Source organism: Gordonia insulae, from assembly GCF_003855095.1.
GTDB lineage: Bacteria > Actinomycetota > Actinomycetes > Mycobacteriales > Mycobacteriaceae > Gordonia > Gordonia insulae.
The window spans coordinates 2,692,393-2,714,511 of record NZ_CP033972.1; the positions used below are offsets into that span (position 1 = coordinate 2,692,393).

Annotated in this window: 22 protein-coding genes and 1 pseudogene; 6 read left to right on the forward strand and 17 right to left on the reverse strand. The window is 66.2% G+C overall.

Going from position 1 to position 22,119, the window contains the following annotated elements; translation table 11 throughout:
• Positions 1 to 25: 25 nt before the first annotated feature.
• Complete coding sequence (locus D7316_RS12245; RefSeq protein WP_124708490.1) at positions 26 to 1,177, forward strand: thiolase family protein; 1,152 nt, start codon at positions 26 to 28, stop codon at positions 1,175 to 1,177.
• 137 nt (positions 1,178 to 1,314) lie between these two features.
• Here D7316_RS12245 and D7316_RS12250 read toward each other — a convergent pair.
• A pseudogene (locus D7316_RS12250) lies at positions 1,315 to 2,066 on the reverse strand (SDR family NAD(P)-dependent oxidoreductase).
• Positions 2,067 to 2,298: 232 nt separating this feature from the next.
• Positions 2,299 to 3,369 (reverse strand): CaiB/BaiF CoA transferase family protein, encoded by a 1,071-nt coding sequence (locus D7316_RS12255; RefSeq protein ID WP_232016883.1) that lies wholly within the window; start codon positions 3,367 to 3,369, stop codon positions 2,299 to 2,301.
• 113 nt (positions 3,370 to 3,482) lie between these two features.
• Here D7316_RS12255 and D7316_RS12260 point away from each other — a divergent pair, with 113 nt between their 5' ends.
• From D7316_RS12260 to D7316_RS12270, 3 genes are read left to right on the forward strand one after another with little or no spacing between them, the layout of a single operon-like run.
• The gene (locus D7316_RS12260) at positions 3,483 to 4,643 is read left to right on the forward strand and encodes an acyl-CoA dehydrogenase family protein (protein WP_124708492.1); all 1,161 of its coding nucleotides are present in this window, start codon (positions 3,483 to 3,485) and stop codon (positions 4,641 to 4,643) included.
• A 49-nt stretch (positions 4,644 to 4,692) separates the two neighbouring features.
• Entirely contained in the window at positions 4,693 to 5,460 is a 768-nt protein-coding gene (locus D7316_RS12265; RefSeq protein WP_124708493.1) for an SDR family NAD(P)-dependent oxidoreductase, read from the forward strand.
• Entirely contained in the window at positions 5,457 to 6,233 is a 777-nt protein-coding gene (locus D7316_RS12270) for a crotonase/enoyl-CoA hydratase family protein (protein ID WP_124708494.1), read from the forward strand. The genes D7316_RS12265 and D7316_RS12270 overlap by 4 nt, the downstream gene beginning before the upstream one ends.
• A gap of 55 nt (positions 6,234 to 6,288) precedes the next feature.
• On the opposite strand, the gene D7316_RS12275 is transcribed toward D7316_RS12270, so the two are convergent.
• The 8 genes from D7316_RS12275 to D7316_RS12310 all read right to left on the reverse strand — a co-directional run bounded on the left by D7316_RS12275 (position 6,289) and on the right by D7316_RS12310 (position 14,168).
• Entirely contained in the window at positions 6,289 to 7,263 is a 975-nt protein-coding gene (locus tag D7316_RS12275; protein WP_124708495.1) for an NADPH:quinone oxidoreductase family protein, read from the reverse strand.
• 4 nt (positions 7,264 to 7,267) lie between these two features.
• Positions 7,268 to 8,011 carry an SDR family NAD(P)-dependent oxidoreductase gene (locus tag D7316_RS12280; RefSeq protein WP_124708496.1) on the reverse strand — a complete coding sequence of 248 codons (744 nt, stop codon included), beginning with the start codon at positions 8,009 to 8,011 and terminating at the stop codon, positions 7,268 to 7,270.
• A complete protein-coding gene (locus tag D7316_RS12285) occupies positions 8,008 to 9,312 on the reverse strand; it encodes an acyl-CoA dehydrogenase family protein (protein ID WP_124708497.1) in 1,305 nt (434 codons plus the stop codon). The genes D7316_RS12280 and D7316_RS12285 overlap by 4 nt, the downstream gene beginning before the upstream one ends.
• Before the next feature lie 20 nt (positions 9,313 to 9,332).
• Positions 9,333 to 10,043: a TetR/AcrR family transcriptional regulator gene (locus tag D7316_RS12290; protein ID WP_124708498.1), complete on the reverse strand. Its 711-nt coding sequence runs from the start codon at positions 10,041 to 10,043 to the stop codon at positions 9,333 to 9,335.
• Between the two features lie 47 nt (positions 10,044 to 10,090).
• Positions 10,091 to 11,113: a phosphotransferase family protein gene (locus D7316_RS12295; protein ID WP_124708499.1), complete on the reverse strand. Its 1,023-nt coding sequence runs from the start codon at positions 11,111 to 11,113 to the stop codon at positions 10,091 to 10,093.
• 120 nt (positions 11,114 to 11,233) lie between these two features.
• Positions 11,234 to 12,847, reverse strand: a complete 1,614-nt coding sequence (locus D7316_RS12300; RefSeq protein WP_232016884.1) for an AMP-binding protein — start codon at positions 12,845 to 12,847, stop codon at positions 11,234 to 11,236.
• A 38-nt stretch (positions 12,848 to 12,885) separates the two neighbouring features.
• Entirely contained in the window at positions 12,886 to 13,641 is a 756-nt protein-coding gene (locus D7316_RS12305; protein ID WP_232016885.1) for a tyrosine-protein phosphatase, read from the reverse strand.
• A gap of 2 nt (positions 13,642 to 13,643) precedes the next feature.
• Positions 13,644 to 14,168, reverse strand: coding sequence for a DoxX family protein (locus D7316_RS12310; protein WP_124708501.1), 525 nt, complete (start codon positions 14,166 to 14,168; stop codon positions 13,644 to 13,646).
• Between the two features lie 130 nt (positions 14,169 to 14,298).
• Here D7316_RS12310 and D7316_RS12315 point away from each other — a divergent pair, with 130 nt between their 5' ends.
• Complete coding sequence (locus D7316_RS12315) at positions 14,299 to 15,063, forward strand: SDR family NAD(P)-dependent oxidoreductase (RefSeq protein WP_124708502.1); 765 nt, start codon at positions 14,299 to 14,301, stop codon at positions 15,061 to 15,063.
• A gap of 51 nt (positions 15,064 to 15,114) precedes the next feature.
• Positions 15,115 to 15,534: a nuclear transport factor 2 family protein gene (locus D7316_RS12320; protein ID WP_124708503.1), complete on the forward strand. Its 420-nt coding sequence runs from the start codon at positions 15,115 to 15,117 to the stop codon at positions 15,532 to 15,534.
• 79 nt (positions 15,535 to 15,613) lie between these two features.
• Here D7316_RS12320 and D7316_RS12325 read toward each other — a convergent pair whose 3' ends face one another.
• The 7 genes from D7316_RS12325 to D7316_RS12355 form a co-directional block, all read right to left on the reverse strand.
• On the reverse strand, positions 15,614 to 16,033 hold the full coding sequence (locus D7316_RS12325) for a nuclear transport factor 2 family protein (protein WP_164473779.1): 420 nt from the start codon (positions 16,031 to 16,033) through the stop codon (positions 15,614 to 15,616).
• A gap of 5 nt (positions 16,034 to 16,038) precedes the next feature.
• Positions 16,039 to 17,139 (reverse strand): Gfo/Idh/MocA family protein, encoded by a 1,101-nt coding sequence (locus tag D7316_RS12330; RefSeq protein ID WP_197718227.1) that lies wholly within the window; start codon positions 17,137 to 17,139, stop codon positions 16,039 to 16,041.
• Positions 17,140 to 17,212: 73 nt separating this feature from the next.
• Complete coding sequence (locus D7316_RS12335) at positions 17,213 to 18,007, reverse strand: SDR family NAD(P)-dependent oxidoreductase (RefSeq protein ID WP_124708506.1); 795 nt, start codon at positions 18,005 to 18,007, stop codon at positions 17,213 to 17,215.
• 92 nt (positions 18,008 to 18,099) lie between these two features.
• Entirely contained in the window at positions 18,100 to 19,470 is a 1,371-nt protein-coding gene (locus tag D7316_RS12340; RefSeq protein ID WP_164473780.1) for a cytochrome P450, read from the reverse strand.
• Between the two features lie 5 nt (positions 19,471 to 19,475).
• Positions 19,476 to 19,676 carry a ferredoxin gene (locus tag D7316_RS12345; protein WP_124708507.1) on the reverse strand — a complete coding sequence of 67 codons (201 nt, stop codon included), beginning with the start codon at positions 19,674 to 19,676 and terminating at the stop codon, positions 19,476 to 19,478.
• Positions 19,677 to 19,713: 37 nt separating this feature from the next.
• Complete coding sequence (locus D7316_RS12350; protein WP_124708508.1) at positions 19,714 to 20,574, reverse strand: mycofactocin-coupled SDR family oxidoreductase; 861 nt, start codon at positions 20,572 to 20,574, stop codon at positions 19,714 to 19,716.
• A 73-nt stretch (positions 20,575 to 20,647) separates the two neighbouring features.
• Positions 20,648 to 22,102 carry an aldehyde dehydrogenase family protein gene (locus tag D7316_RS12355; protein WP_124708509.1) on the reverse strand — a complete coding sequence of 485 codons (1,455 nt, stop codon included), beginning with the start codon at positions 22,100 to 22,102 and terminating at the stop codon, positions 20,648 to 20,650.
• Positions 22,103 to 22,119 lie beyond the last annotated feature (17 nt).

Genomic DNA, 22,119 nt, shown 5'->3' on the forward strand with positions numbered 1-22,119 from the left:
CCCTCTGCTGCACAGGAGCACAAGAATGCACGTACGAGACGCTGTCATCGTCGAGGCCGTCCGCACACCGATCGGTAAGCGCAACGGCTCGCTGAGCGGTATCCACGCGGTCGACCTGTCCGCGCTGGTCCTGAACGAGCTCATGTCGCGTACGGGTGTCGATCCCGCGATCGTCGACGACGTCATGTGGGGATGCGTGACTCAGCTCGGCGATCAGTCGAGCAATGTCGCACGATTCGCCACGCTGGCCGCCGGATGGCCCGAGAGCGTACCTGCGGTCACGATCAACCGCGCGTGCGGCTCGGGGCAGCAGGCCATCGAATCCGCCGCCCACGCCGTCATGTCGGGAAGATACGACATCGCCGTGGCCGGCGGCGTCGAGACCATGTCGCGGGTTCCGCTGGGTGCCGGCCGCGCCACCGGCTTCCCCTACGGACAGACGGTGCTCGACAGATACGACACCGACAAACTCGATCAGGGGATGGGCGCCGAGCTCATCGCGCAGAAGTGGGGCCTGTCCCGTTATGCGCTCGACGAGTTCGCCTCGCGCTCACACCAACTCGCGGCCGATGCCATCGATCGTGGTGCGTTCGACGCTCAGCTGGTGGGTGTCCATGTGGGCGAGGCGGATCTCGACGTGGACGAAGGTCTGCGGCGGGGCACCTCGCCCGAGAAGCTGGCCAAGCTGAAGCCGTCGTTCCAGGACGACGGCGTGATCCACGCGGGCAACGCCTCACAGATCTCGGATGGCGCCTCGGCCGTGCTGATCACGACACCGGAGAAGGCCGCCGAACTCGGACTCACCCCGATCGTGCGCCTGCACTCGGGGTCTGTGGTGGGCGCCGATCCGGTCATGATGCTGACGGCGCCGATTCCGGCGACCGAAAAGGTCCTCGCGCGAGCCGGTCTGCGTATCGACGACATCGGTGCGATCGAGATCAACGAGGCGTTCGCACCGGTGCCGCTCGCCTGGCAGATCGAGATCGGCGCAGATCCGGATCGGGTGAATCCGCTCGGCGGCGCGATCGCCGTCGGCCATCCGCTCGGGGCCACGGGCGCCATCCTGACCACCAAGCTCGTCCATCACATGCGTGACCAGGGCATCAAGTACGGGCTGCAGACCATCTGTGAGGGTGGTGGCACCGCCAACGCGACGATCTACGAACTGGTCGAATGATCCGGCGGACCGTCGCCCTCGGGGGTGCCGGCGGTGGAAACGCTGACCCGACAACGACCTTCGTCCCGGCGACCGCGCACGGTCACCGGGACGGAGTCGTTCATCAGTTCTTCTGACGCTGATCGGCCTGCGCGTGCCTACGCGCCCAGCATCTGCAGGCCACCGTCGACGGCCAGGAGTTGCCCCGTGATGAACTTCGCGGCATCGCTCGACAGGAACAGCAGCACGGGCCCCAGATCTTCGACGGGATCGCCGAGTTTGCCGCCGAGCGGAATCACCGACTTCAATTGCTGTTCGAGCTGTTGCACCCCTTCGGGGTCAGGTTGTCCCGCAGTCTGTCCGCGCCTCGGGTCTGGACAGCCGGTGCGATGGCGTTGACGGTGACGCCGTCGGCACCCCAGAGCCGGGCGGCCGATCGAGTCCAGGCATGCACGGCAGCCTTCGCGGCAGAGTACGTGGCCGCGAACGGACTTCCGGTGACCCCTTCGGCCGAACCGAAGTTGACGATTTGCCCTCCCGACTCCTTCATCGACGCATAAGCGGCCTGATTCGTGAAGACCGTGGAGGTGAAATTGGCATCCAGTACCGATCGGATGTCTTTGGCATCGAACTGGCCCGGCATGCCTGGCTGCCAGTTGCCGGCCGCGTTGATCAGCACATCGAGTCCACCGAACTCTGTAACCGCTTCGGCGACAGCTTCGTCCACAGACTGCTGATCGGTGACGTCGCAGCGGACCCAGGAGGCGCCCACCCGGGACTCGGGTTCGGTGTTGTGGAAGGTGCCGACCACGCGCGCGCCGGCGGCACTGAGCACGTGCACCGCGGCGGCCCCGATGCCGGTCGCGGCACCGGTCACCAACACGCGGCGGTTCTCGACAGACGGGCTCATGCAAACCTCCTGAAGGAGTGACTCCGTGGCAGCGGTTGCCGGGAACGGTGAGGTATCTGTTACTCGGATTACCCTTGGAGCCGTGCTAAGTTTACTTGGTTATCTATGTGAGAGTAACAGAACTGGGCGCCTACCCGGCCGAGTCCTCGGATCCGACCCGGCCGGTACGGCCGAAGCCCCGGAGTCGGTACGGCCGAAGCCCCAGAGGAGTGACATGCACCCTCCGAACGGATCAGGAGTTGTGGCCACCTTGGCCATCGATCCACGAATAGAGCAGCTCGCGGGCCCCAACCGCGGCCGTGCGGTACCCGATCGGCACGCGCGGCGTCCAGCCTCCCCTGCCGTCTTCGATGAGGATTCCGCGCGCCCGGACCTGCGCGTTGTCCGGCGCCTCCGCGAGGCTCAGCACGGGGGTCAGGCAGGCGTCGGTGTGCGCGGCCACGGCCTCCCATTCGTCACGGGTGCGGCTCGACACCGCGGCGGCGATCCGCTCGCGAAGTGCGGGCCAGGACGGCGGGTCTGCACGCCCGTCCGCGAGCTCCGGTTCCAGGCCGAGAACCTCCAACAGCACATCGAAGAACGGATCCTCCAGCGCGCCGACGGCGACGAACTTGCCATCGGCGCAGGGATACACGTCGTAGTACGGCGCTCCGGTGTCGAGCCGATTCGTTCCGGCCTCATCCGACCAGCGGCCGGCCGAACGGTACTCCTGGAGCATCGAGGTCAGATACGTGGTGCCGTCGAGGATGCCCACATCGAGTACCGACCCCTCGCCCGTCCGATCGCGCTCGTACACGGCCGCCAGCACGGCGGTCACGAGATACATGGCACCGCCACCGAAGTCACCCAGAAGATTCGCCGGCGGTGTCGGCACACCCCCGCGACGGGACGCCGAATGCAAAGCGCCCGACAACGCGATGTAGTTGATGTCATGGCCGGCGGTACTCGCCAGCGGACCGGACTGACCCCATCCGGTCATGCGCGCGTACACCAGACGTTCGTTGCGGGCCATCACATCGGCCGGCCCGAGTCCGAGTCGCTCCATGACACCCGGGCGGAAGCCCTCGACCAGAACGTCGGCCGCGGCGATCGCGGTCCGGACCTCCTGCAGCGACTCCGCGTCCTTGAGGTCGACTTCCAGCGTGTTCCTGTTGCGCACCAGTGCGGGGAGTTGGGTCCCGGGCCGGCGCAGCGTCAGCACATCGGCACCGAGGTCGGCCAGCATCATGCAGCCGAACGGTGCCGGCCCCAACCCGAGGAACTCCACGACCCGAAGCCCGCTCAGCGGCGCTGGAGAATTCATACCCGTCATCCTTTGAATCGAATTGTCAGAAGGGTTTGATTCAAGCCAGAGACAATCGGAAAACACAAGCCGGAGTTCCACCCTCCGGCATTCATCGAATCAGGAGAAGCCAAGTGCCTCAACCATTCTACGAGGACGATCACGAACACTTCCGCGATGTGGTCCGAGAATTCGTGAAACGAGAAGTCGTTCCGAATCTCGACCGGTGGGAAGAGGATCGCGAAACCGGCCGCGATGTCTGGAAGGCCGCCGGAGCGCACGGCGTCCTCGGCATCAGGATTGCCGAGGAGCTCGGCGGCGGCGGTATGAAGGACTACCGGTTCCGTTGCGTCGTACAGGAAGAACTCGCCGCGGTGGGCGCCGCATCGCTCGCATCCGGATTCTCGATCAACGAGGACATCGTCGCGTCGTATCTGACCACATTCGGGACCGACGAACAGCAGCGCCAATGGCTGCCCGGCATGGCCGACGGAACCGTCGTCGCGTCGATCGCCATGTCCGAACCCGCCGCCGGTAGCGATCTGCGCGGCATGAAGACCACCGCTGTGCGCGACGGCGACGAGTGGGTCATCACCGGCGCCAAGACATTCATCACCAGTGGATTCTCCTCGGATGTGGTTCTCGCGGCCGCCCGCACCGGCGAACACGAGGGCCGCCCCCGCTTGTCCTTGATCCTCGTCCCGACCACCACACCGGGATTCAGCCGTGGACGCAAACTCCGCAAACTCGGACTGCATGCGCAGGACACCGCGGAGATCGCGTTCAACGACGTCCGTGTACCGGTCACGAATCTGGTCGGCGAGGAAGGTCGGGGCTTTCATCACCTGACCGCGCAGCTTCCGCTCGAACGGCTCTCCATCGCCTGGCGCGCACTGTGCGCCGCCGAGGCTGCCCTGGAATGGACGGTCAAGTACACCAGTGAGCGAAAAGCGTTCGGCGAGCGGATCATCGATTTCCAGAACACCCGGTTCCGCCTCGCCGAGATGACGACAGAGGTCGATATCACGCGGACGTTCCTCGAGCAGTCCATTCACGCCTACAACGACGGCACGTTCGATGTCACGCGCGGAGCGAAGGCGAAGTGGTGGACGACCGAACTGCAGAACCGAATCGTGAACGGCTGCCTTCAATTGCACGGCGGATACGGGTACATGGACGAGTACCCGATCTCCCGTGCCTATGCTGATGCGCGCGTGCAGACGATCGTCGGTGGGACGACCGAGATCATGAAGGAGATCATCGGCCGCGACATCGCCGGCCGATTCCCCGGATAGCAGCCACACCCGAGTTCCCTCCCACCTCGACAAACAGAAAGACCGACTCATGCAACTCAAAGACAACACATTCTTCGTGACCGGAGGCGCGTCCGGTCTCGGCGAGGCGACGGCTTCCGCGCTCGTCGGTGCGGGCGCGCGCGTCGTCATCGCCGACCTCGCTGCCTCCGATGGCGCGGCCACCGCCGAGCGCCTCGGCGACGCCGCCGTCTTCGCCCCGGTCGACATCACCGACGCGGACTCGCTGGGACCCGCCCTCGATGCGGCCGAGAAGTTCGGTCCGCTACGCGGGGTCGTCCATTGCGCGGGCCGCGGCGGCGATCGTCTTCGTATCCTCACCAAGGAAGGCGAACCGAACGATCTCGACAGCTTCCGCAATATCATCGAGATCAACCTCATCGGTACCTACAACGTGCTGCGCACCGCGGCGGCGCGGATGGCGCGCAACGAGGTGATCGACGGTGAACGCGGCTCCATCGTGCTGACGGCCTCGGTCGCGGCGTTCGACGGCCAGATCGGGCAAACCGCGTACACCGCGTCGAAGGCCGCCGTGCACGGCATCACCCTGGTCGCTGCGCGTGACCTCGCCAGTCAGGGGATCCGGGTCAACACGATCGCCCCCGGTACGTTCGACACCCCGATGCTTGCCCGGTTGCGCGACGACATCCGCGAAGGTCTGGCCGCCGGCGTCCCGTTCCCGAAGCGTCTCGGTCGCGCCGAGGACTACGCCGGGATGGCACTCGCGCTGCTGGAGAACGGTTACACCAACGGCGAGACCATTCGGGTGGACGGCGCGATCCGGATGCCTCCGCGATGAGCGCCTCGACCGAACCGGAGGTTCTTGTCGAGGCCGACGCCGGAATCCTCACGATCACCATCAACCGGCCGCAGCAGCGCAACGCCATGTCGCTCTCGGCAGCGACTGCCATCGCCGAGGCGCTGACCCGACTCGACGACGACCCCGAACTCTCGGTCGCGATCCTCACCGGAAGCGGCGGAACATTCTGCGCCGGTATGGATCTGAAGCGTTTCCGACTGGGCGAACGCCCCGTCGTTGCGGGTCGTGGATTCGGCGGCCTCGTCGAGGCCCCGCCCGCCAAGCCACTGATCGCCGCTGTCGAGGGCTGGGCGCTGGGTGGCGGATTCGAGATGGTTCTGGCCTGCGACCTCGTGGTGGCCGGCGCCGGCGCGAAGTTCGGACTGCCGGAGGTCAAGCGGGGTCTGGCGGCCCGTGCCGGCGGCATCTTCCGGGCGCCGCGGGTTCTTCCCCGCGCTGTCGCATTGGAGATGCTGCTCACCGGCGAACCGATCAGCGCCCGGGACGCACACACGCACGGTCTGATCAATCGCGTCGTCGACGACGGCAGTGCGATCGCGGTGGCTCGCACCTTGGCCGCATCGATCAGCTCGAACGCGCCGCTGGCGGTCCGCGCCAGCAAAGCGCTGGCCCTCGCCGCACGAACCTGGACCGACGAAGAGTCGTTCGAGCGCCAGCCTGCCTACACCGACCCCGTGTTCGCCTCGGCCGACGCTGCCGAAGGCGCAGCGGCCTTCGCGGAACGTCGCGCGCCGCGCTGGCAAGGAGCCTGACGCGACGATGGGGCGCAGACGGTGATCCGTCTGCGCCCCATCGCCTTTCGCACGCTCAGCGAGTGGTGTCGATGACCACCTTGCCCGTGGTCTGACGTTCCGCGACGCGCGCCAGCGCCTTTGGAGCCTCGTCGAGCGCATGGATTTCCGAGACGTGCGGCGTCATGCCCTGCGCGACGAGGCGTGCGATCTCCCGACGCCCTCGTTCCACCGCCTCCGGCAGGTGCTGCGCGAGCGTCCTGATCTCGAACCCTCGAAGGACCGCACCTTTGAGGAGGATCAGGTTCAGCGGGATGCGTGGAATGTCGCCCTGCGCGAATCCCAGCACCACGAACCGCCCTCCCCACCTGATCGCGCGCAGCGCCTGCTCCGAGTAGGCACCACCAACCGGATCGATCACCACATCGGCACCGCCACCGGTGATCTCCTTGATCCGTTCCTTGAGGTTCTCTTCTCCGTAGACGATGGCCTCGGCCGCGCCGAGGTCACGACACTCCTGTGCCCGATCCGGCGTGGACACCGCCGCGATCACGCGCGCGCCGAGGCGGGTGGCGACGTCGATACACGCGGTGCCCACGCCGCCGGCCGCACCCAGGACCACGACCCAGTCGCCCGCCCGTACGTCGCCGAAGGTCGTCAGCGAGTGGTAGGCGGTCCGGTAGGTGACGTTGAACGCCGCCGCATGGACCAGGTCCAGGCCCTCGGGCACCGGCGACAACGCGGTCGCCGGCACCGCGATCTTCTCGGCGAACGCACCGCCGAACGCGGTGCCCATCACCGCGTCGCCAACCACCAGACCATCGACATCGGCCCCTGCCCCCAGCACTCTGCCGGCGAATTCGCTGCCCGCCGTGAACGGTGTCGGGACGCTCACCTGATACTTGTCGGCTGCGATCAGGACGTCAGGGTAGTTCACCGAGGCCGCCTCGATCCCGACGAGGACCTCACCGGGACCGGCGACGGGATCGGGTATGTCGCGGACGACCAGCAGGTCGGGATCGCCGTGGGTCTCGCATCGTACTGCTCTCATCAGCTCAGTACAGTCCGCCGTCGACGCGGATCAGCGACGCCGTGGTGTAGCTCGACGCCGGGCTGGCCAGGTACAGCGCTGTCGAGACGATCTCCTCGGGCCGGCCCGGTCTCCCGATCGCGCTCTGCGTGGTCTCCCGCTTCTCCGGGGCCCACGCCTTGGAGATGTCGGTCAGGAACGGGCCCGCCGAGATGGTGTTCACGCGGACGGTGGGACCGTATTCACGGGAGAACGCGCCGGCCACCGCGTTGAGGGCCGCCTTGGCACCCGAGTACGGACCGAATCGGGGTTGCGGGAACAGTGCACCCGACGACGACACGTTGATGATCGAGCCGCCCTCACCGGCCGCCATGCGTTCACCGACCAACGACGTCAAGCGGAACGGCCCTTTGAAATTGACGCCGATGACCTTGTCGAACAGCTCTTCGCTGGTTTCGGCCGACGATGGCGCAACCGGCGACATACCCGCGTTGTTCACCAGGACGTCGACCTTGCCGAACACCTCGTATGCCTTCTCGACGAGCGCGTCGATCTCGTCCCACTTACCGATGTGACAGCTCACCGGGAGCGCTTTGCGGCCGAGTGCCTCGACCTCGCGAGCCACGTCCTCGCAGGCCTCGGCCTTGCGGCTGGTGATGACGACGTCGGCACCGGCCTCGGCAAACGCCAACACCATCTCGCGGCCGAGGCCACGGCTACCACCGGTGACGAGTGCAACTTTTCCGGACAGATCAAAATGATTGGTCATGCGATTCCGTACTCCTCGAGAATGGCGGCGTGCTTGGCCTTCGCCGCGATCAGTCGTGTGGGGATGTGTTCGGTCGGGAACAACGCGTCGGTCGGTTCGTAGTTCGCCAGCACGCCGCGGGCGACGGCGACCTTGTGGACCTCCGTCGGTCCGTCGGCGAGACCCATCGAGATGACGCCGTGCCAGTAGTCGTGCAGCGGTGTCTCGACAGTGGAGCCGAGCGAACCGTGCAGCTGGATCGCGCGGTGGATGATGTCGTGATAGATCTTCGCCATCGCGACCTTGCACATCGCGATGTACGTGCGGGCCGAGCCGTGCGGCTGGGTGTCGATGACCCACGCGGTCTTGAGGACCAGCAAGCGGTACTGCTCGAGTTCGATCGCCGAGTCGGCGATGAACTGCTGCACCAGTTGCTTTTTCGCGAGGACCTCGCCCTGGGTGCGACGCGACAACGCCCGCTCGCCCATCATGTCCAGTGCCCGTTGACATTTCCCGACGGTCCGCATCGCGTGGTGCACGCGGCCGCCGCCGAGGCGGGCCTGCGCGACCTCGAATCCCTGGCCGGGGCCACCCAGAATCGCATCCGACGGGACGCGGACGTCGTTGTAGCGGATGTAGGCGTGCGTACCCTCGTCGAGTTCGTCGCGGTCCCCCATCACGGAAACGTTCCGGATGATCTCCACGCCGGGGGTCTCCGCCGGCACCACGAACATCGACATGCGGCGGTACGGCGATGCGTCGGGGTCGGTGACCGCCATGACGATCAGGAACGACGCGTACCGCGCGTTGGACGAGAACCACTTCTCACCGCTGATGACCCATTCGTCGCCGTCCTTGCGCGCCGAGCAGATGAACTCCTTGGGATCGGCACCCGCCTGGGGTTCGGTCATCGAGAACGACGAGACGATGTCACCGTCGAGCAGCGGCTGGAGGTACTGCTCCTTCTGTGCGTCGGTGCCGAACATGGCGAGGATCTCGGCGTTGCCGGTGTCCGGGGCCGCGGTACCGAAGACGGTCGGCGCCCACATCGACCTGCCGAGCACCTCGTTCAACAGTGCGAGCTTGATCTGACCGTAGCCCTGTCCGCCGAGCTCCGGGCCCAGGTGGCAGGCCCACAGACCCTGTTCCTTCACTCGCTCCCGCAGTGGGGCGAGAATCGCACGGGCCGCCTTGTTCTCGGTGTTGTAGGGCTGGCCGAGGTGCGGGAACAGCAGGTCCAGCGGTTCACACTCCTCACGGACGAAAGTGGCTGCCCAGTCGAGCTTCGCCTGGAACTCGGGGTCTGTCTGGAAATCCCACATGGATGCGGTCCTTTACTCGGTCACTTGTCGGTTGACGGATCGGGGCACGCCGCTGCCGGCGCGGTCGGGGTCGGGGTCGAGCCGATGGCGCCCGACAGACAGAAAGCCAGGAGGTGTTCGTGTGCCTGGTCCGTCGGCGGTTCGCCCGATGTCATATAGGTCGTGGTGAGGCCCATCACCAGGGTGTGGATGAACAGTGCGGTCCGCTCGGGTTCGACCACGCCACCGTCGGCCAGGACCGAGCCGAGCAGACCTGCGATGCGCTCGTGTCCGACCGGCCGGATCTCGCTCTTCGTGCGGGCGATCTGCTCGACGTTCCAGATGACCGCCCGACTGAGCTCCGAGAGCTCCGGATCCCGGATCTGCGCGAGCACTCCGTCGATCCAGGCTACGAGTCGACTCTCGAGGTCGGGCGCCTTGCGCACCTGGTGCTCGAGGTATTCGTGGATCGCGAGCAACCCCTGCTCGTAGGTGGCGACGATGACATCGTCACGACTACGGAAATGTCGATAGAAGGCCTGATTCGACATACCTGCTTCCCTGACGATCTCGGCAAGCCTGGGCTGCTCGGTTCGCCCCTTACGAACCATCACCGCTTGCGCCGCACGAATCAGGAGCTTGACCTCGTCGTCGTAGGAGGCCTGCCGGCGGGGCTTCGGTATGCGGCGGAGCTGACGACCACCCGGGATCACCGGTGGGACGTCACCGGGCACGCATACCGCGTCGGTCATCGTCGTCGTCTCCTTCCGTTGGTGCTGTCCGCCTGACGGTGCGTGGATCAGTACCCGACGAGCGTCAGAGCCTCGGTCAGCAGGCCCGGCAGCGCGGGCTCCATCTTCTGGAAGGAAGCGCTCAACCCACCCCGCTTACGCGCGCGCTTGATCAGCAGCGCGGTTGCGGCGGCTTCCTTGTAGCGGGTGAGTGCGTGGAACCACTCGATGTCGTCCACCCGGCGGCCCAACGTCCCTTCGTAGGTCTCTGTGACCTCGGCGATGGTCGGTGTACCGCACGGCTCGTCGGATGCCGCTGCGGGATGGCCGGCTTCGTCGGTGAAGTAGGCGAGCCAGGTGAGGTCGATGCGCGGATCGCCGACGGACCAGATCTCCCAATCGATGATCGCCGTGACCCTATCGCCGTCGCAGAGCGTGTTCCCGAGGCGATAGTCGCCGTGGTTGACCACCGGGGGTGCGGGCGCCGGCATGGTTGCGCACAGAGCTTTCGCACAGCCTTCGTAGTCACCACGAAGGTCTTCCGGAACAGTCTCGAAAGCTCTTGTCCACCGGTCGATCTCCGCACCCAGGCCCACCACCGGCTCGTCGGCGAGGCCGATGTCGGCGGGCACGGCGGAATGGAGGTGAGCCAGCATGCGGGCCGCATCGAGGTACCGTGCGCGGGTCTGCGCCCGGGTCCCCTCGTCGGTCGAGCGTCCCTCGGCCAGAAGCGGTTCCACGCATTCCCCGGGCACCATCTGCATCGCCACGAACGGCGGGGCGCCCGCGTCGTCGAAGTAGACGGCCGGCGCTGCGACACCGGGTACACCCTGCAGCGCCTGCATGACCCTGCCCTGGCGGATCACGTCACGGTTGCGGACCGGCTCGAGGCCAGGAGGTGCGACCTTGAGGACGACCGACTCGGCGCCGGCGCCACCGGTGATGTCGGCGACGAACGTCAGGCTCGACGTCCCGCCGGTCAAGGGGCGGACGTTGTCGACCCGGAGGTCGGACTGCCAGCGCCGACCGGCTTGCGCAGCGCGAGTGCTGATGTCGGCCAGCAGTTCAGATTGCGCGGATTCCGTGGTCATGTGGATCCTTCGCTTGACGGAGAGTGGATCAGGAAACAAAAGTGAGATTGGGATTCTGGGAACATCATTTCGGGTTCGCTGCCGATGCCCAACCGCGTGTTCCACCCAACGGAACCGCTGTCAGTTCGATGAGCGTTGCGACACAGATGCACTCGGGTCGTGGGCGAAGTGTTCGGCACGCAGGTCCGACTTGCGTACCTTCCCGAGCGCGGTGCGCGGCAGCGCATCGACCACCGCGAGGCGTTCCGGGTTCTTCTGTCGGGCCATGCCCGACGAGTCGAAGTGAGCCCGGAGCTCGTCAAGCGTGAGACCCGCACCAGGTTCCAGGACGACCACGGCCCCGACCACCTCGCCGTAGCGTGGGTCCGGCGCCGCGACGACGGCGGCCTCGGCGACCGCCGGGTGGCCGGCGATGACGTCCTCGACCTGGCTCGACGAGATGGTCTCCCCCGCCCTGATCACCACGTCCTTGATCCGGTCGGTGATCGTGAGTCGACCGTCACCGTCCAGGTGGCCGAGATCGCCCGTGCGCATCCAGCCGTCGGCGGTGAACACGTCCGCATTCAGTCGCGCGTCTCGGTACCCGACGAACTGGTCGGGACCTTGGAGCACCACCTCACCGTCGACACCAACCGGCACTTCCATTCCGTCGGAATCGATGATGCGAATCCGGACGCCTGCCATCGGTGCGCCGTCGGTGCCCAGCCGTGCCGCGACCGACTCCCCGGCGTGACCGGAAGTCGCGGTGGGATGTTCGGTGGACCCGTAGCTACGGAACGTGGCTATCCCGGCTGCTTCGGCACGCCTGACCAAGGCCTCCGGGACTGCCGCCGCCCCGACGAGGAAGTTCGTGAGCGTGCGGAGGCTGGTCTCGACGCCGGCGATATCGAGCAGGCCGGCGAGGTGGAACGGTGTCCCCGACGTGGAGGTGACCCGATACCGCGAGATCATCTCCGCCGCCACCGCGGCGTCCCAGCTCTCCAGATAGACGGCGCTGCGGCCGTGCAGGAGCGGCCGCAGCACATTGCTGACGCCCGCGATGTGCCCCGGCGGGAACGAGACGAGCTGTACGGCATCCTTACGCCCGCCGGGCGCTCCGGGTTCGGATCGCACCTCCGCGAGCAGTGAATTATGGCTGTGCTGAACACCCTTCGGCGCCGACGTGGTCCCCGAGGTGTACACGAGAAGGGCGATGTCGTCGGCGTGCACGGTGGGCCGGATGTAGTCCGCCGAGGACGACAGATCACGCCACGGCACCGCCCCGGCGGGTACCTGATCGCCTACGGTCACCACATGCCGCAGGGAGGGGAGCTCCACGTAGGTCTCCACGCGGGCGGAGAAGTCTGTGGTGCGCCACCGATCCGGCTGGATCACCATGACGGCTTCGGACTGGTCGAGGATGAACCGAACCTCGTTCGGTCCGTAGATGTGCACGATGGGTACCAGTACAGCGCCGGCCATCAGGACGGCCGCGTACGCCACCGACGCCTCGATGCGGTTGGCCAGTTGCACTGCCACCGCGTCGCCCGGGCGCACCCCGTGGGCACGCAACCCCGCGGCCACTCGCTGTGCCGTGGTGCGGATCTCACCGACGGTCGTCACCGATCGGGAACCATCGGCTGCGCAGTACACGAGCGAACAGTGCGGTCCGGGAGCGAGGTCGTCGGTCAAGACGTCCACCCAGGTGTCGGTGCCGTAATGGCCCTGCCGGTACCAGTTTTCGACCAAACCCACTGTCCCATCGGCTGTTTGCGCAAGGTTCGGCGAGCGGGTCATCGCTCGTCCATCCCGCGCAGCCGGGTCTGCCAGCAACTGAGGTCACCCGGGTCCGCCCCGGTGTCCAGCAGCCACCGCGCCGCTCCGCCTCGGTGCGACATCAACCGGTCGATGACCGGTGTGATCGCGTCGACCGGCGCGTGCATGTACTTCTCCGGAAGCGGCGGTGAATCGGGTGTGCGCAGGCCCACGTCTAGCCACCGCGCGTACAGACTCGCCACGGCGGCCTCGCTGGCCACGAAGTCGGCGACCACCGCGGACGGTTCGACTCCCGCGGCGAGCAAGAGCGCTGCGACGGCCACGCCGGTTCGATCCTTCCCCGCCGTGCAGTGAACCAGCGTGGGCCCCGGAGACCGCCCGACGTACCGGATCAGGTCATGCGCCCAGAGGTCCGCAACCGCGAGCATGCGGAGGAAGACCGCAGCCAGGTCCGTGGGGGCCGCGTCGGGGGCAGCGGCGTCCAGCATCGGTACGTGGCAGACCACGGGTCCCACGGGCCACTCGTAGGCGAAGCGTGCACGTTCCCGAGCGCCACGCAGATCGACCACGCATGCCGGCGGCCACGATTCCAGTTCGGGCACACGGGTGTCACCCGGGTACGGGGCGTCTCCGCGATACAGAACCCCGCTCGCGGTGACGCCTCCGTCCTCGAACGCCAGCCCGCCGACATCGCGAAGATTGACCAGACCGGCAGCACCCGAATCCCTTTGGCGACCGTCCACCGCCGACGACATCGCCCGTTCCACCGGCATGCTCAGGCCTCTGATTCGGCGGGCACCCGAGCAGGTGTCGGCCGATAGGCGACCGCGAGCAGCACCGCCGCGGCGGCCAGGCCGCCCGCGAGCGCGATGAGACCGCCGACCCAGCCATCGAGGACGGTCTCCCCGAACAGCAGGTGATCGAGGCTTGCTGCACCGGGTCCGGTGATCGCAACTGCGACCGCGCCCGCCGCCAGGACCAGGTTGTACTCCCAGCCGTCCGACACGATGAAGAAGCCCTTTCCACGGTGCACGGTCCAGGCCGCGACGAACATCAGCGAGACGAACGCGGCCGCGGCGAACGGAGTCAAGAGCCCGAACGCCAACGAAAGGCCGGCTGCGAGTTCCGTGCCGGCCGCGAGCCAGGCGTTGGCTCCACCGGGCCGCATGCCGATGCTGTCGAACCACCTCGCCGTCCCCGGTATCCGCCCCCCGCGGAACACCTTTGCATAACCGTGCGCGGCCATCACCAGACCGAGACAGACCCGCAGAACCAGTAGGCCGGTGTCGACCTCATCCATGATCTCGATTCCTTCCACACCGCAGCCGGGACTCCCCCAGCACTTCTAGACAAATATTACCTATATAACTAGGTTATAACCTAGCGCGGGTCTCATCGTCCGCATAAGCAGCAGGGAAAGGGCACCATCCATGGATCTCACGCACGCCTCAGCCGCAGTCACCGGGGGCGCGTCCGGCCTCGGCAGAGCCACCGCGGAGGCATTCATCGCGCGCGGGGTTCCGACGGTCCTCATCGATCTGCCGTCGTCCAACGGTGCCGCAGTCGCCGCAGAGCTCGGTGAACTGGCCACCTTCGTCCCCGCCGACGTCCGCGACCCGGCCTCGGTGGATGCGGGGCTCGCTGCAGCAGAAGCGATCTCACCGTTGCGTGCGGTTGTCCACTGCGCCGGCCGCGGCGGCAAGGTACGTCTGGTGAACAAGGACGGCACGCCGGGTGACCTCGAGTTGTACAAGCAGGTCATCGACACCAACCTGGTCGGCACGTTCACGGTCGCCAGCCTGGCGGCGACGCGGATGGCCAAGAATGACGCCGTCGACGGCGAACGTGGCGTGATCATCATGACCGCCTCGGTCGCCGCGTTCGAGGGACAGATCGGCCAGGCCGCTTACTCGTCTGCGAAGGCGGGCGTCGCAGGGCTCACGATCGTGGCCGCGCGCGACCTCGCACGCAAATTGATCCGGGTCGTGACCATCGCGCCGGGCACTTTCGAGACACCGATCCTCGGGGGCCTGTCCGAGAAGGTCCGTGAGTCGCTGTCCTCCCAGGTCCCCCACCCGAGCCGACTCGGCGACCCATCCGAGTACGCAAAGCTGGCGCTGGCCATCGTGGACAACGCGATGATCAACGGCGAGACCATCCGCATCGACGGCGCCATCCGCATGGCGCCGGTGTAAAAGCCGCAGCTCGCGCACAGCACAACTGTCAATCACCCTGCCGGAGGCATCATGAGCGAGACCGCTCAACTCACACTCGCGGATCCTGTTGTCACCATTGGTGTCCGCCATACGATCGCCGCATACACGCGCGCACTCGACAGCGGTCGACTCGACGAACTGATCGGGCTGTTCGCACCCGAAGGACGCTCGGCGCTGCCGCAGATGGAGCCGGCGGTCGGACATACGGCGCTGCGGGCGCTCTACGCACCGCTGATGGCAGACCACCCGCAGCGCCACGTGGTGGTCGACACCGTCGTCACCCGCCGAGACGATGGGCGCGCACTGGCGACCAGCACGTTGTTGTGGGTCAATTCTCGCGACCATGCGTGGATCATCGAGCTCGTCGGCACGTACGAGGATGTGCTGGTGCAGACCGACAGTGAGCAATGGGTCTTCGAGGAGCGCGCGCTGTCGTTCGACACCCCTTGACGTCCGAGACACGCCCACAACACGAAGCGGCGGTCGCCAGAGCATCGCTCTGACGACCGCCGCTTGGTCGTGTTCGAAACTATGTGTCGATGCGCAGACGTTCCAACCGCAACGACCGGACGCGCCACCGGCCACCGTCGCGGACGTAGGTGTCGCGGTAGTGCCCGTACCCGTTGACGATCACGGGACCGTCGGGGGAAGTCCGTTCGAGACTGTCCGACATCGCCCACACGCCGGTCGCCGTGTCGACCCCGGTGAGCTCGATCTCCGGGGCGTGCAGATGGTGCACGCTGCGCACGCCGTTCATACCGGAACTGATTCCCTGCACGATCTGATCCCGGCCCTGCCAGCGGAGATTCACCTCCGGCGCCTCCAAGACGGCATCCTCGGTGAAGCAGTCGCCGAACTCCGACCACTGCTTCGTGTCGAGGCAGCGAGCGACCCGTGCGCGCAGGCGCTTGATGGACTCGACGTCACGCAGCTCGTCGAGTACGTCCACCGTGGTCACCGCACGGCCGACGGGGCGCCGACGCCCTGCCTCGAACCGCTCTGGGCTGCCCGCTCGATGGCGTCGAGCAATTCGTGGCGCCGGAGAGCGTGCACGAAGTCGGGCGCCTGATCTGCGCCGCCTTCGAGCTGTACGCGGATACGGTCGTACTCGTGCGCGACGGCGTGTGCCGGCGAACCCGCGAGATCCGGGTGATGGTCGTAGCCCTCCGGCAACGGGAGTTCGTGCAGTTCCTCGTCACCCTGAGCTCCGGTGATCGTCAACGGATTCGACAGCGTCCCGCCATTCCCTTCGATCCGAAGGAATCCGTCCGTGCCGACGATCTCCCACAGCAACTTGGTGGAGTGGCTGTTGGCACCGCGAAGGTGGATCGAGGCCACCGCGCCGTCGGCCAGGGTGCCCGACACCGCGATCTCGTCGGCGGCAGTCGCCGTGACGGATTCGCCGGTATCGGTGTTGAGGACCTCGGGGTGGCGGACCGCAGTGGTCGCACTGACCTCCACGAAATCGTCGAGGACGAAAGAGAATGAGTCCACGAGATGCCCGAAGACGATCGAGAGAAGCGTCGCGCCGTGCGACTTGTCCAGCAGGTACGCGGTACGATTGCCGACCGGCCCGCCCCAGGGACCCGACGTCGCGAGCAGGCTGGTCGAGACGACATCGCCCACGAAGCCATCGGCGATCAGATCGCGCAGATAGCGCACGGCGGGAGCCGCTGTCCCCTGAAAACCGACGAAGACGTCGGCGCCCTCGGCGGCACGCACCAACTCCTCCGCTTCGGCAACGCCATTGGCGAGCGGCCATTCGCACAAGACCGGCTTCCCCGATCCCAATGCCTTGAGCACGAGGTCGCGGTGCTCGGGCACCTTGACTGCGACCACCACGAGATCCACGTCGTCACATCGGGCGAGCTCTTCGATGCTCGCGAACGCCCTCGGCACCCCGTACGCTTCGGCCGCCGCTTGCGCCGTCTCGGCGGAACTGGTTGCCACGGCGGTGATCTCGAAACCCTCGGCGGCCCTCAATGCGGGCAGATGACCGTACGACGCCCAACTACCGGACGCGCTGAGACCCACCACTCCGACTCTTACTGTCACTGTCAGAACCTATTCACTCGATGATCTTGTGGGCGTCCGAGCGGTCTCGGACGTTGTCTTGCGATGACGATGCCTAGGTAAAGCACCCGATCTTGTCGGCCGACTCGCCGCCGACATGGAAACGCCCGCCGTCCACCCGCAGCATCGACCCGGTCACCCACCGAGCGGCGGGCCCCAGCAGGTAGAGAACCGCGCCGGCGATGTCGGAGGTCTCGCCGAGCCGCTGCATGGGCACCAGAGAAGTCTCGGCGACGCCACGCTCGCCTTCCCAGATCGACGCGGCGAGTTCGGTTTTGATGATGCCCGGTTCGATCGTGTTGACCGTGACCCCGCGCGGCCCCAGTTCGCGGGACAGTGTGAAGGTGAGACTCTCGAGCGTCGCCTTCCCCGCGGCGTAGACCCCCGCCGCCTCGTGGACGCGGCGCGCGCCGGCCGACGAGATGTTGACGACGGCCGATCCACTGGGGAGTCCGAACGCCGCGGCCTCCTGGATGATCGACAGCGCGGGCCAGGTGTTGGCAAGGAGGGTGGCCTGGAACGCTTCTTCCCCACATCCCAGCAACGACCCTGAATAGAAGCTGGCCGCAGCGTTGTTGACGATGAAGTCGATCCGCTCGAACTCGTCCATCGCGCTACGCACGAGTCGTGTCGCGAACGAGGGCTCGGTGAAGTCTCCCTGCACGCCGATGGCAGACGCGCCGCACTCCCTGACCTCCGCCACGGCACGGTCCAGGACATCGCCATCGCGCCCATTGACGACAACCGACGCACCTCGCTCCGCAAGTCCGGCGACGACCGCGCGGCCGATCCCCCGCGATCCGCCGGTCACGATCGCGACCTTCCCCTTGAACCATTCTTCGTCGGTCATGCTCCAACTCTCATGTCGCACTGCGTGTACCAATCCAGGACCGACAACCGGAGGGGGCACCCGGGTCTGGGTTCCCCCTCCGGACTCAGCTGTTACCGGCCCCGCCGAGCCGTGACCCGATCGGCCAGTTGTTCGTCGACGACGATCTTCTGCGCCCTTTCGATGGTCGTGGTCAGCCCCGGACCGCGCCGCTCCCCGGCGGTGAAGGTTGCCGGCAGGTTCACCAGACCGTTGATCTGACCGACCGACTCGTAGTGCACAACCGCGTTCGGATCGATCACGAAGTCCGGCATCCGATCGAGCACCGCGGTGATCATCCGTTTGAAGACGACGCGCGCGACGTTGGAACCGATACACCGGTGGATGCCGAGGCCGAACGCCGCATGCCGGTTACCCGTGCGGTCGAAGTCGACCTCATCCGGGTTCTCGAACACGTCGGGCGAACGATTGGCCATCGCCCACGAGACCCACACGCGTTCACCCTCTTTGAACTCGACGCCGTCGATCTCGACGTTGTCGCTGAAGGTACGTGCGTCGCCAACCGCCGGAGTGAAGTACCGAAGGAACTCTTCGGTGGCGGGGTCGAGCAGCGTGTCGATCTCCTCTGCGAGGCGCGCTCGCTCGTCCGGGTGCTGGGACAGCCACAGCAGCGACTGGCCGGTCAACGCGGTCGTGGTGTCGAAACCACCACCGACCAACAGCATCAACGTGCCCGTGATCTCCTGGTCGGTGAGTTCCCGACCCGCGATGGTCGCGTTGAGGAGTGCGTCGACGAAACCCGGCCGGGGGTTCGCTCGGACCTCGGGCACCGCATCTGTCAACGCGGCCCTACTGGCCATGACGATCTTCATCACCCGCTCATGATCCGGCGATCCCGGCGGGGTGTACATCAGCGCGTGCTGGGCTTCGCTGTGGACGTCCCAGTCGGCGAGCGGCAGTCCCAGCATGCCCATCGTGGTGATGGCCGGGACGACCGTGGCCAGATCGTCGATGAAATCGATGCTGCCGCTTTCGATGTGGTCATCCAGGCAGGCGTTGACGAGTTCGTCGATGATCGGGACCCATCGAGCCACCGCCGCAGGTGACATGTAGGGGTTGAGCACCTTTCGGAAATCGGTCTGTTCCGGCGGATCCAGCTCGAGGAAGGACGGGGTGTCGTACGGCCCGTAATCGTATGCCGGGATGGAGATTCCCTTGTATCCGTTCACGCTGCCGTCGGCATCGCGGAAGTTGGTCACCTCGGGCCGCCGAGCAACCGCGAAGACCTGATCCATCCCGCTCACGACCCAGTGATCTTCGTACGACCCGGTCCATGCGATGGGGCACTTCGCGTGCAACTCATGCGTCTGATCGACGAACCCCTCGCGGAAACCGGGACCGTGTCGCTCGAAGTCGATCGGGCACTTCTTGAGCTCTTCGGTCTTGGCGGCACCATCGGTTGTCACTGTGTTCACGTCATCCATGAGAATCAGTCCTCAATCATTCTGATCGCGCGCTCGGGACATGAACTGATCGCCGAGTTCGCCGCCTGTTCCAGGCCGCGGGGGACCTCGCCGCCGTTGTTCGCCTCGCTGTGACCGTCTTCGTCCCTGAGGGTGAACAGATCGGGCGCGACCATTGCGCACAACGTGTGCCCTTGGCACGCATGCTCGTCAACTTCGACCTTCATCTCGACCCCTTTCGTCGATGAACTCTTGATCGTGGACTCAGACATGGAACGGGTACCACTTCAGGTATCCGCCTGCATCGACGCGCATCTGAGTGCCCGTGACATAGCGGGACTCATCCGATGCCAGGTAGACCACAGCGTTGCTGATGTCGACGGGATCGACCCACGGAACCGGCATCGACTGCTGGACGGTGAACGCGTCGCGCGCGTCCTCCATCTTCGGGTCCTCCAGGTCCGGGCGGAAGATCTTGGCCATCGCATCGCTCTGGAGCATCGCGGTATTGACGTTGGTGGGGTGAACCACGTTGGCCCGGATCATCTGCGGTGCGACCACGCGAGCCAGCTCGTTCATGTAGTGGGTGAGCAACTGCTTGGCGACGGGGTAGCCTGCGCCGCCCGGGTCTGCACCGGGGTTCTCCACGCCGCCGGATGGCATGAGTGCTGCCGTCGATCCGGTCGCGATGATCGACGCGCCCTCCTTCAGATAGGGGAGCGCCACGTGGATGGCGTTCTGGGCGCCCATGAGATTGATGCCGATGACGTCGATCCAGCCCTGCATGCCGGCGTCGCTGAGCATCGGACAGATGCCCGCGTTGGCGACGACGATGTCAAGTCGACCGAACTCCTCGACCCCGCCGGCCACCGCATCCGCGAGCTCCTGTTCCACCCGGACGTCAGCCTCCACGGTGATGATGCGGCGCCCGTGGGCCTCCACCAGGCGGGCGGTCTCCTTGAGATCCTCAGGACGCGACATCGCGTAAGTGTTGGACGGAACGTCCTTGCAGATGTCGATCGCGATGATGTCAGCGCCCTCTTCGGCAAGACGTACCGCGTGGCTACGCCCCTGTCCGCGGGCTGCACCGGTGATGAACGCGACCTTACCTTCGACCCTACCCATGATGTTCTCCTTGCTGTACGTGTTATGTGTTGTTGTTCAACGTGTTTGACGTGTGGACCGAACCGCGGAACGGTCAGGCCGGACGTGCGATCGACTTGACCTGGAGCATGTCCTCGAGACCCTCGACGCCCCACTCACGACCGATACCGCTCTGCTTGTACCCGCCGAACGGTGCGGTCTGGTGGTTCCACATCTGATCGTTGATCTGGATGGCGCCGGCCCGCATGCCCTCTGCGACCTTTCGTGCGCGCTCCGGATCTGCGCTCCACACGCCGCCGGCCAGTCCGTAGACGGTGTCGTTGGAGATGGCGATCGCCTCGTCGTCGCTGTCGAACGGAATGATGCACAGCAGCGGCCCGAAGATCTCTTCCTGTGCCACCACGGACTTGGAGTCCGCGTCCGCGACGATCGTCGGCTCGACGTAGTAACCCTTCTCGAAGCGATCGCTGGCCTTACCGCCGGTGATCACCCGGCCGGCGTCCGCGGCTTGCGCGTAGTAGCGGAGCACGGAGTCGTACTGCTTCTTATTGGCCAATGGCCCCATGTAGTTGTTCGGCTCGGTCGGATCGCCCCAGGGAATCATCTTCATGGTCGCCTCGGCGATCGCGATGGCCTCCTCCTGGCGATCCCGCGGCACCAGCAGGCGCGAATAGATGCCGCAGCCCTGACCGGCATGACTCATGGTGGTGCCCACGATGAACGGGATGGCGGAGGCGAAGTCGGCGTCGTCGAGCACGATCGCGGCCGATTTGCCACCGAGTTCGAGTTGAAGTCGCTTGACCGTGGGCGCGGCGGCCGCCATGATCCGGCGGCCGGTGGCCGTCGAGCCGGTGAAGGTGATGGCGTCGACCTCGGGGTGGGTGGTCAGCAGCGACGCGACCTCGTTGTCGTCGGTGGTCACGATGTTGACGACGCCGGCCGGAATGTCTGTGTGCTCGTTCAGGAGTCGGCCGATCTCCAGCGTGCTCCACGGAGTGTCCGGAGCCGGTTTGAGGATCACGGTGCAGCCCGCGGCGAGCGTCGGTGCCAGCTTGCCCAGCGCGAGGAAGACCGGATAGTTCCAGGGCGTGATCGCGGCGACGACGCCGGCGGCCTCGCGGCGGATGATACGGTGCGCGCCTTCATCGCCCGCGTTGGGCGTGATGACCTCTTCGAACTCGTAGTGCTCGAGGAGGTCGATGTAGTGCCCGATCATCTCGATGCAGCCGTCCAGACCGACCTGCTTGGTCAGCTCGTAGGGCAGGCCGGCCTCGGCGATCAGAATCGGCCGCAGCTCTTCGGTGTTCTTACGCAGCACGTCCTGCAGTTGGATCAGGCACGTGCGGCGGAACTCGACGTCGGTTGACCACGTCGTGGTGTCGAATGCGCGACGGGCCGCGTGGATCGCGCGCTCCACATCGTCGACACCCGCGTTCGGGGCTGTTCCGAGGACCTCTTCGGTCGCCGGATTGATGTTGTCGTAGACGCTCCCGCCGGTCGCTTCGACCAGTTCGCCGTCGATCAACATTCGGTACTGAGAATCGCTCATCGTTTGAGTTCCTTGCT

Bases quoted from the DNA above. Each gene is read 5' to 3' on its own strand.
- D7316_RS12310 (WP_124708501.1), bottom strand. From the start codon at position 14,168: ATGGATGAGGTCGACACCGGCCTACTGGTTCTGCGGGTCTGTCTCGGT.
- D7316_RS12315 (WP_124708502.1), top strand. From the start codon at position 14,299: ATGGATCTCACGCACGCCTCAGCCGCAGTCACCGGGGGCGCGTCCGGC.
- D7316_RS12265 (WP_124708493.1), top strand. From the start codon at position 4,693: ATGCAACTCAAAGACAACACATTCTTCGTGACCGGAGGCGCGTCCGGT.
- D7316_RS12245 (WP_124708490.1), top strand. From the start codon at position 26: ATGCACGTACGAGACGCTGTCATCGTCGAGGCCGTCCGCACACCGATC.
- D7316_RS12345 (WP_124708507.1), bottom strand. From the start codon at position 19,676: ATGAAGGTCGAAGTTGACGAGCATGCGTGCCAAGGGCACACGTTGTGC.
- D7316_RS12270 (WP_124708494.1), top strand. From the start codon at position 5,457: ATGAGCGCCTCGACCGAACCGGAGGTTCTTGTCGAGGCCGACGCCGGA.
- D7316_RS12305 (WP_232016885.1), bottom strand. From the start codon at position 13,641: ATGCCGGTGGAACGGGCGATGTCGTCGGCGGTGGACGGTCGCCAAAGG.
- D7316_RS12255 (WP_232016883.1), bottom strand. From the start codon at position 3,369: ATGAATTCTCCAGCGCCGCTGAGCGGGCTTCGGGTCGTGGAGTTCCTC.
- D7316_RS12335 (WP_124708506.1), bottom strand. From the start codon at position 18,007: ATGACCGACGAAGAATGGTTCAAGGGGAAGGTCGCGATCGTGACCGGC.
- D7316_RS12295 (WP_124708499.1), bottom strand. From the start codon at position 11,113: ATGACCACGGAATCCGCGCAATCTGAACTGCTGGCCGACATCAGCACT.
- D7316_RS12290 (WP_124708498.1), bottom strand. From the start codon at position 10,043: ATGACCGACGCGGTATGCGTGCCCGGTGACGTCCCACCGGTGATCCCG.
- D7316_RS12320 (WP_124708503.1), top strand. From the start codon at position 15,115: ATGAGCGAGACCGCTCAACTCACACTCGCGGATCCTGTTGTCACCATT.
- D7316_RS12285 (WP_124708497.1), bottom strand. From the start codon at position 9,312: ATGTGGGATTTCCAGACAGACCCCGAGTTCCAGGCGAAGCTCGACTGG.
- D7316_RS12355 (WP_124708509.1), bottom strand. From the start codon at position 22,102: ATGAGCGATTCTCAGTACCGAATGTTGATCGACGGCGAACTGGTCGAA.
- D7316_RS12280 (WP_124708496.1), bottom strand. From the start codon at position 8,011: ATGACCAATCATTTTGATCTGTCCGGAAAAGTTGCACTCGTCACCGGT.
- D7316_RS12340 (WP_164473780.1), bottom strand. From the start codon at position 19,470: ATGGATGACGTGAACACAGTGACAACCGATGGTGCCGCCAAGACCGAA.
- D7316_RS12275 (WP_124708495.1), bottom strand. From the start codon at position 7,263: ATGAGAGCAGTACGATGCGAGACCCACGGCGATCCCGACCTGCTGGTC.
- D7316_RS12350 (WP_124708508.1), bottom strand. From the start codon at position 20,574: ATGGGTAGGGTCGAAGGTAAGGTCGCGTTCATCACCGGTGCAGCCCGC.